Genomic DNA, 2,456 nt, shown 5'->3' on the forward strand with positions numbered 1-2,456 from the left:
CGAACCGAACACAGCCGATCAGCCTGTGATTACCGCAAGCGACACCGACGGTTCTGTAACTGTAACTCCGGGTGATGACAACGAAAAAGTGGACATCACGTTCACCGGTGAAGACGATCAGCCTAAGACAGTAACGGTAACCAAAGATCCGAATACCGGCGAATGGACAATCACTGATCCAAACAATACTGGTGCAACCGTTAACCCGACTACCGGTGTGGTAACCATTCCACAAGACGCAGTGAAAGACGGCTCGCCAGTCAATGCCAAAGGCACGGACGATCAAGGTGCAATTGCTGACGCAGATCCGGTCAATGCCGGTACTGACAGCAAAAACGCTGAGGTAGATGACTCTGATGCAGATGGCGACGGCAATCCGGACGGCGTGGTCACCACCACACCTGTTAACGAAGGTGAAAACATCGTAACCACGGTGAAACTGACCAACAACAACGGCGTGGATAACCTGACCGTAGCACGCTCTACCGACAGCGCGAACGATGCTGACTTTGACGATGCGGCAACCACCTATTCAAACGGTGTTACCCGTAACGCCGACGGCACGCTGAACGTTCCTGCAGGTGTAACCGAATTTACCATCACCACTCCGGTTGTGGCGGATACCACTACTGAAGGTGCGGAAACCGTCACCTACACCGTAGGCGGCGTAAAAGGTAACGAAGCGACAATCAATGACACTTCTGTTACGCCGGCGCAGCCAGTGAATCTGCGTGTTGCTCTGGAAGACGATACCTTCGGTGCAAACACACGTGGTACTAATCGCGACGGCATTACTAAGGATCCAGATGTACTGGTAACTGGCACAGGCGGTCAAGCGTGGGAATACACCACTAACGGCGGTCTGACCTGGAATGATGGTGGTACAGGTGATGGCAGCTTCAAATTGCCGAACAACGATGAAATGGAAGGCTGGAAGCACAATGTCCAAGCACGCCTGAAAGACGATACCAGTGTTGTGTCGAATAACCTGGCTACCACTTACGACCATGTTACACCGTCTGGCTATATCACAGTCGGTCGCAATAATGACGGTACTTATAGCTTGGTAGCCCGTGGATTGGAGCCTGGCGCTTATGCTACCGTAAACGGCGGCAATGGTCGCACAGTGAACGATGATGGTATCGTGTTGATTCCGAATTTGGCTCTAAGCAGCTCAACATTCGGTAACGTAGTGGGTCGTTATAGCTATGACATTAACATTACTGACATCGCTGGCAATACGGCAAGAAACAACGCGACAGGCGCTGATGCAATCAATCTGATTCATATGCCAAACATCTATACTCGCGATGGTTTGGTCGGTGGTAATAGCACAGGTCAAAACCGCGTGAATGATAATGTTGGCAGTGGTAACGATGTGGTGATTGTCGGTGCACAAGGCGGTACTTTTGGTAACGTCGGTATGGGTACGTGGATTGGTCCATATAGTGGTGTTGACCTTAACTTTGGTGCGGGTAATGACTCACTGATTGCGCATACCATTCAGCAAAACTCGGGTCTGAATACCAACATCGATATGGGTACAGGTAATGACTCTATCTTCTTGGAAGACTATATCCTTGTTGCAGGTGGAGGCAGCATTAATGTGAATATGGGCGATGGTAACGACCTGTTTGATACAGGCCGCGCTTTAACCGGAGAGGCAATCACTGTAACCAGTACAGGCTCAGCCAATATTGATATGGGTAACGGCGACGATACCTTTGTATTGAGTGGCTCAGTGAGTATTCCTGGAGGCGGTAAAGCTGATGTAAACGGCGGTAACGGTTGGGATACCATCTTGTTTGACTCTACCATTGATGTTAGAGGAGCTCGTATGATGGAGATCTTCCGCAACTTTGAGCAGATTGATCTGCAAACTGACAACGTGCTAGGGTTGAATGGCTCTGCCGCTGGTAAGAACCAAGGTCAGTGGACAATTGATGGTGTAACCTATAATGGCTTGTTTATCCAAAAAGCTCAAGGTTATACTGGTACCGCGACTATTGACTTGGGGGCGAACGGTGGCAACGCAAGTAGTCCGAACTTGGGTACGTTCTCTGCGCAGCCTGAAAGCCAAGCGCCTGATGGTTATACTGCGTATCGTTCATCCGATACTAATGCAACGGTATATATCCAAGACGGTATTATTGTGATTTAATCATGACAACCTTGTCTTAGAGATCAACACCCCCGATTATCGGGGGTGTTTTTTATTGCCATAAAAAAGTAGGGCGCATGACTGTAGGACGGGCATCCGTGCCCGTCGCTCACTCGCAGAGTGAGATAAAACCATCGGATTTCACATTATCCTTTGCCTCGTGGCAAAGCGACGGGCAGGGATGCCCGTCCTACTGTGAAAACAAGCGCCGAAGCCTGCGGAGAAACCAATTCTTTCCGATTTTTACCGCTTAGACAGCAGTTATACTGCTCTCGACAAAGACACCACATTATCC

The 2,456-nt window shown here is 49.6% G+C and carries 1 protein-coding gene; it reads left to right on the forward strand.

Translation table 11 applies throughout. From position 1 onward, the window contains the following. Positions 1-2,161: hypothetical protein (locus tag BDE01S_RS11440; protein ID WP_169798095.1), on the forward strand; the 2,161-nt coding region annotated here is incomplete at its 5' end. Positions 2,162-2,456: the final 295 nt, after the last annotated feature.

The sequence above is a fragment of the Bergeriella denitrificans NBRC 102155 genome, from assembly GCF_001592185.1.
Lineage (GTDB): Bacteria > Pseudomonadota > Gammaproteobacteria > Burkholderiales > Neisseriaceae > Neisseria > Neisseria denitrificans.